This window comes from Rheinheimera sp., from assembly GCF_036568245.1.
Taxonomy (GTDB): domain Bacteria; phylum Pseudomonadota; class Gammaproteobacteria; order Enterobacterales; family Alteromonadaceae; genus Alishewanella.
Window position 1 is genome coordinate 1 of sequence record NZ_DATCSY010000055.1, and the last position, 6,545, is coordinate 6,545.

Annotated in this window: 8 protein-coding genes; 3 read left to right on the forward strand and 5 right to left on the reverse strand. The window is 49.5% G+C overall.

Annotated features, from left to right (window positions below):
• Both VIN66_RS02505 and cueR read left to right on the forward strand, forming a co-directional pair.
• Window positions 1-2,064 (forward strand): copper-translocating P-type ATPase (locus tag VIN66_RS02505; protein WP_331922521.1); only part of this gene is annotated, 2,064 nt, incomplete at its 5' end.
• 2 nt (window positions 2,065-2,066) lie between these two features.
• Complete coding sequence (gene cueR, locus VIN66_RS02510) at window positions 2,067-2,477, forward strand: Cu(I)-responsive transcriptional regulator (RefSeq protein WP_331922522.1); 411 nt, start codon at window positions 2,067-2,069, stop codon at window positions 2,475-2,477.
• 122 nt (window positions 2,478-2,599) lie between these two features.
• Here cueR and VIN66_RS02515 read toward each other — a convergent pair whose 3' ends face one another.
• Both VIN66_RS02515 and VIN66_RS02520 read right to left on the reverse strand, forming a co-directional pair.
• Window positions 2,600-3,352 carry a glutaredoxin gene (locus VIN66_RS02515; RefSeq protein ID WP_349257527.1) on the reverse strand — a complete coding sequence of 251 codons (753 nt, stop codon included), beginning with the start codon at window positions 3,350-3,352 and terminating at the stop codon, window positions 2,600-2,602.
• A 53-nt stretch (window positions 3,353-3,405) separates the two neighbouring features.
• Window positions 3,406-3,912 carry a DUF305 domain-containing protein gene (locus tag VIN66_RS02520; protein WP_331922524.1) on the reverse strand — a complete coding sequence of 169 codons (507 nt, stop codon included), beginning with the start codon at window positions 3,910-3,912 and terminating at the stop codon, window positions 3,406-3,408.
• 324 nt (window positions 3,913-4,236) lie between these two features.
• Between VIN66_RS02520 and VIN66_RS02525 the strand changes: the two genes are divergently transcribed.
• Window positions 4,237-4,485: a heavy-metal-associated domain-containing protein gene (locus tag VIN66_RS02525; RefSeq protein ID WP_331922525.1), complete on the forward strand. Its 249-nt coding sequence runs from the start codon at window positions 4,237-4,239 to the stop codon at window positions 4,483-4,485.
• Window positions 4,486-4,615: 130 nt separating this feature from the next.
• Here the strand turns inward: VIN66_RS02525 and VIN66_RS02530 are convergent, their stop codons facing one another.
• From VIN66_RS02530 to VIN66_RS02540, 3 genes are all read right to left on the reverse strand, one after another.
• On the reverse strand, window positions 4,616-5,176 hold the full coding sequence (locus VIN66_RS02530; RefSeq protein WP_331922526.1) for a DUF411 domain-containing protein: 561 nt from the start codon (window positions 5,174-5,176) through the stop codon (window positions 4,616-4,618).
• Window positions 5,177-5,199: 23 nt separating this feature from the next.
• Complete coding sequence (locus VIN66_RS02535) at window positions 5,200-5,688, reverse strand: nuclear transport factor 2 family protein (RefSeq protein ID WP_331922527.1); 489 nt, start codon at window positions 5,686-5,688, stop codon at window positions 5,200-5,202.
• Window positions 5,689-5,723: 35 nt separating this feature from the next.
• On the reverse strand, window positions 5,724-6,545 hold an 822-nt coding region (locus tag VIN66_RS02540; RefSeq protein WP_331922528.1), incomplete at its 5' end, for a CopD family protein.

Consider the following 6,545-nt stretch of genomic DNA (forward strand, 5'->3'; position numbering starts at 1 on the left):
CTTGCTACAGAGCAGGTTAACCTGGCACTGCTTGAGTCGGTTGACGCGGCAACGCTGCAACAAGCACTGGCCGGCTCGGGTTATAGCCTGGCTGAAAAGCCTTTATCTACCGCGGCCGCAGACAGCGACACGACGCCATTCTACCGTCAGGCCTGGTGGCCGGTGGTGGGTGCTGCCGTACTGACATTGCCACTGGTGTTACCTATGCTGGGGATGCTATTTGGCGAAGATTGGATGCTACCTGCTTTGTGGCAGTGGCTGCTGGCTACGCCGGTGCAGTTCTATTTCGGCGCGCGGTTTTATAAAGCCGGCTGGGGCGCGGTAAAAGCCGGCAGCGGCAATATGGATTTGCTGGTGGCTATTGGTACCAGCGCGGCTTATGGCTTGTCACTGTATTTGTGGTATAGCTTCGATGGCCACCACGGTATGCCGCACCTGTATTTTGAAAGCAGCGCTGCCGTGTTAACTCTGGTGCTGCTGGGCAAATTTCTTGAGCACCGCGCTAAGCGGCGCACTACCAATGCACTGCGAGCGCTGGAGAACCTTAAACCGAGCGAGGCCAGAGTTAAGCGGGATGGCAGCTGGCAGCTCGTTGCTGCGGCAACGGTGCAAAGCGGTGAAACAGTGCAGGTTAAACCGGGCGAGCGCATTGCAGTAGACGGCGAAGTACTCAGTGGTGACAGCCATGTTGATGAAGCGCTGATCAGTGGCGAAAGTTTACCCTTGCATAAAAGCAGTGGTGATAAGGTCGTTGGCGGCGCACTGAATCTGGACGGCGTACTGGAGCTACGTGCTACCAGCGTAGGCGCCGAATCAACGCTGGCAAAAATTATCCGTCTGGTAGAACAGGCTCAGGGCGCCAAAGCCCCGGTACAGGCATTAGTCGACAAGATCAGCAGCATATTTGTACCGGTAGTACTGGTGATCGCACTGATTACGTTACTCGGTTGGGGCTTTAACAGCGGCGACTGGACGCTGGGCATATTAAACGCAGTAGCGGTGCTGGTTATTGCCTGTCCCTGTGCATTGGGTCTCGCGACTCCGGCGGCCATTATGGCTGGCACCGGTACAGCCGCACGTCATGGCATTCTGGTCAAAGATGCCGTAGCCCTGGAACGGGCAACCCGGATAGATTATGTCGTATTTGATAAAACCGGCACCCTTACCGAGGGCAAGCCGCAGCTAAGCCAGTTAACGGCCCTGAGTGGTACAGACACCGACCTTTTGCAACTGGCGGTCTCATTGCAACAACACAGTGAACACCCGCTGGCTAAAGCGATACTGGCCAGAGCAGAGCAGGAAAACATTGCCCCACTTGCCATCACTGATTTTGCCGTCGTAGCCGGCAAGGGTGTAAAAGCACAGCATGAAGGCGCTGAGTTGATGCTTGGCAGTAGCCACTGGATGCGTGAACTAGGGCTGGAATTGCCGCTGGACCGCATTACAGCCAAAGGTGCATCTATCTCCTGGCTGGCCAGAAAACAGCAGCAAAACATTGAACTACTGGGACTATTTTGTTTCAGTGATATGCTAAAACCGCATGCTAAAGCGGCGGTAGCGCAGTTACAGCAGCAGGGTGTTAAGGTTGCCATGTTAACCGGCGACAGCAAAGCCAGTGCCGAAGTTGTTGCCGCTGAGTTGAAGCTGGACAGCTATCAGGCAGAAGTATTACCTGCCGATAAAGCCAGTTTTATTCAGCAGTGCCAGCGTGAAGGTTACCAGGTGGCGATGGTGGGCGACGGCATTAACGACGCGCCGGCATTGGCGCAGGCTGATTTAGGCATTGCCATGGCAACGGGCACCGAGGTCGCCGTCAGCGCGGCAGCTATTACCCTAATGCGCGGTGAGCCGGTACTGGTTGCCGCAGCCCTGACACTGGCCGGTAAAACCTACCGTAAAATTCAGCAAAACCTGTTCTGGGCGTTTATTTTTAATATCATCGGTATACCGCTGGCGGCGCTGGGCTATTTAAACCCGGTAATAGCCGGCGCGGCCATGGCGAGCAGCAGCTTTCTGGTAGTCAGCAATGCCTTGTTATTACAACGCTGGAAAATTAAGGAGTAGCCATGCGCACCCTGTTAACTATCGGCGAAGCGGCTAAAGCCAGTGGGCTGTCGGCGAAGATGATCCGTCATTACGAGCAAAGTGGCTTGCTGGCTAAATCGCCACGCACCGACGCTGGCTACCGGCTGTACAATAACCAGCAGCTCCAGCTGCTGGGCTTTATCGCCCGGGCCAGAAAGCTGGGGTTTTCGTTAAACGAGATATTGTCGTTGCTGCAGCTGTGGCGTGACCCGGCCCGTGAAAGCCGGGCCGTAAAGCGCCTGGCGGAGCAGCATCTGGCCGATATTAACCAGAAAATAAGCCAGCTGCAGCAAATGCAGCAAGTGTTGCAGCAGTTATCTGATTGTTGTAGCGATGATCATAATTCTCAGTGCGCGATTTTAGCTGGGTTAGCCGCAGGTAATACGAGTTGAGTCGTCTAAGCGAGGTAAGCAGCAAGTTGGAAAAGCAAAGGATTTAAATGTCGCAATATCGCACTATGCAGCAATTTTGTACTGTTGATCTATGTAATTCATTAAACTCGTCTGCCAGGACCTCATTGCACAGTTAGCCAAAGTGGCTTTGTCAACATCCAAATACCTGCTGCAATCATAAATAGATTTTCAGTTAGTGATACAAATCCGAGTGGTACATTGCTATCTCCGCCGACACAAGCGCACTTTAATTCCCTCTTATCAAGATATACTGCTTTAAATACAGATACTGCTCCTACACTCCCAATGAACAGTGAAACAGGACCGACTGTATACCATGGTAGCGCTCCCAGCATCCCCAGCCCCGCGAAGGCTTCAGCAAAGGGATAGATATATGCATAGGTCAGATAGCGCATTGCCAGCAAGTCATAAGTAATAAATGAGTTTGAAAAACTATACAAATCTCTGAACTTCTGAATGGCCAAAATTGTCATGCTAAATGCAACAAAAAGTTCACTCATCTTAATTAAACTTGGACTTTCCGTGTAGGCAAAACTAACAGCTAATGCCATTAAAAATGCCACTGCAAAAATAGCTAAAACAGGCGTATAAGTTGTACCCGTTTGGCCTGCTGGTTTCATGTTAAAGTGCTTTCTTAAATCATCGTAACCACCTATTCGTTGCCCTTCAATAAAGGTTTGTGGGGTTGTCTCTACATTATACTTTTTCTTAAACTCGTCAGTTTCTTCACGAGAAGTCAACTTGTGATCTTCCACTGCAAAACCTTGCTTTTCCAATAAGTTTTTTGAACGAAGTCCGTATGGACAAATATGCTCACTTGTATGCATACGATATAAGGTTGCTGATTTTCGCATTTCTTTACTCACATGAATTATTGTTCGCTAAGTTAACAAAACACAATGATGAACTATTCCGAATTAAAAGCCGGAACAGGTCTTAATGCGGCTTCTTGCTCTGATTCAGCTATGCCATTTTTTTTAATATCATTAATCAACCATGTCATTTCCTTAATTTCACGTTCTTGAGCTTTAATTATCTCAGCTGCCAGAGATCTAACACGTACATCTTTAATACCGGCGCGGCTACTCGTTAATATTGCAATTGAATGGTGTGGAATCATTGCCTTCATCCATGAATCATCTGCGATAGTGGTCTGAGACCTTACAAGATACAAAGAGACGCAAAAGACCAAGGTCGAAATGGCTAGTATTAAAATATTAAGTAACTTTCTTTTATACATACTCCACATAAAGATTAGCATAGCGATTGCCATGCCGGCTCCCATGTACAGCGCCATATAGCCACGTGTCTCACTAAACCACAGGTGCTGCATCGCATATGTATTGAGATACATCATGAGAAACATAAGAAGAGTGGACGTGATGATCATCACCGTAAATTTTACATATTGCATCGTGTAATCCTTACAATTTAAAGTGGTAAATTCAAATAAAAGCCATGCTGTTCAGCAATTCGAATGAATGTGGCAGTTAACACGCAATATTGATACCAAATTATTAAATTGAAGCATCAGTACCTTTGTTTGCGCTAGCAAAGCAGGTGAAGCAATAATGCAGGCAAATGACAACGTCAGTACATCGATATAGAAAGAAGTAGCTTGTAGCCAAGTATTATGAACTGCGGCTAACACCAAAAAAATCAACAGTGTAAAAGTGTTGACCTTACCACTATGGTAAGCCGCAGACTGCTTTGGCCCAATTACTTAAGGAGCTTTGCAATGTTGAAGTTAAAAATTGACGAAATGACCTGTAACCACTGCGTTAGTTTAATTAACCGTGCCATTAGCGCGCTGGACAAAAATGCGGTTGTCGAAGCCGACATCGCCAGTCACAGCTTGACAGTGAACAGCTCACAGTCGCAGGAAGACATTCTGGCTGCACTGGATGAAATAGGCTACCCGGCTACACCGGTTGCGTCTTGCTGTAATGTGCAGATGAGCTGCAAGTCAGCAAAAGTGGCAGACTAACGTTTCGCGGTGATACGCAGTGCGGCAGGTTGCACGCCTGACCGCACTGCTCACCGCACTTATTTATCTAACACGTTGATTTAGTTACCATTGCAGCACCACGTAGCGGCAAGTATTGCAACTACCCTACTTACTGCATGGCCGCATTGCTGATGTGAGCGTAAACTCTGGCGCTGCCATCTTTATGCAGCAGCAAAATGTCGTACGGCATAAAGCGGTCTTCCACTTCCATACCCGGTGAGCCCAGCGGCATAGCCGGCACGCTAAGGCCAATCGCGTCCGGATGCGACTCAGCGAGGAATTGCCGGATGTATTTCGCCGGTATATGACCTTCAAAGACATAGCCTTGCTCAGATACTGCGGTGTGACAGGAATAATACTGTGGCGTAATGCCATAACGGGTTTTTATGCCGCTTAAATCATCATAGTTTTTTGTCTGTGCAACCACACCCTGCTGCTCAAGATGCGACACCCATTTTTTACAGCAACCGCAGCTTGGCGTTTTATATACGGTAAGTGTTAATTCAGCCGTTTTATCAGCGCTGCCGGGCATAGTATTGCTATGCTCAGTACCACTGGAATGTTCGCTGCTGGATGATGCACTCGTATCCGGCATCACCGGATCCGTGTCTTTACAACCTGTCAGTAGCGCGACGGCTACCAGCACTATCGCTGCCAGAGTTAACTTCATTTTCGTCTCCTGCTAGTGGCGCTTTAGTGTGACCAGTGTACATGCACGATTTTCCAACCGTCGCCCTTATCTACCAGCACCAGCGTTTCTTTACTGACCACGTCAACCGGCTTGTCTTTATACTCGCCTGTCAGCTGAGTGCGGCTTACCGAATAAGCCACATTGCCCAGCACCTTGGTCTTATGCTCTAACGTTTCAGATTGCACTGCCGCCATAAACTTCATATCGGCCAGCATATGATGGCTGGCATACTCATCAGCCGAGCGCTCAACACCGTTGCCTTCGACAATCAGCACGTCATCGGCCAGCATGGCGCGAGCAGCAGCGGCATCGCCAGATCGTAACGCCTGATGAAATGCTTTTACCGCTTGCGCTGGCGCTGTATTTTCGCCGACAAACAAGGCAGGGGTGTTAGGCTTTTCATTGCCATGTGCCAGCGCACCAGCGGATGACAACAACGCCATGCCTAAGGTGATAACAGCTAAGGTTTGGATTTTTTTGCTTAATATCATAGGTATCCTGTTGTCATTATTTGGATAAAGCTGACTTATCTTGCTAAGCCAACTACAGTGGTAAAGCTGCTGCAGGTTACCAGTACCAATAACGCCAACAGCATTTCGATAAAAATAGATCGCGCCAGCAACCGGCTGTTCTGATGCTGCGCCAACGCTTTCACCAGGTTAAATTTATGCCAGGCTGCCAGCAGTAACATAGCCGCGACCAACATCAGCTTTAACAGCATTAAACGACCATAGTCGGTTACAAACAGTGCTGCAGGCGAATCGAGTAGCTGCAGTAGTATCAACACGCCACAGCTGATAAGCACTAACACCACAATTACCGCTACGCGGCCAAACTGCTGCATCAGTGCCAGTAACCTGTCCGGGGCTAAGCGGTAACAGCTTTGCCACAGCGGCAGCAAGGACCCAACCCAAGCCGCAATCGCAAGCACATGTAGCGTTAGCAGCAGCTGCCACAGGCCAGTCAAACTGGCAACGTGGCCGGTTTGACTGAAGCTGGCGGCCAGCAATAACGCAGCGATACTCACTAGCGTAATACTAACCATTTTGTTGCTATGTTTAACACGCCAGGCCCACAGCCACAGCGTGGCAAAACCACATAGCAGTAACAGCAGCTGGGTTCGCATTGCCGATTGCCAAACCATCTGCAGCATCAGCCTGTCGGCCATGCCCGCTATACCGGCCTCGGCTAGCGCGCCAGCCTGCAGCGGCAGATACAGCAGCGCCAGTACAACACCTGCAGCCGACCAGCCCAGTACAAGGCGCTTTAACCACTGCCGAAAGGCGCGGCTGTCAGACTGTGATTGCCCCTGAGCTAAAGCCGGTAACAACAGCAAAAAAGTCGCAGC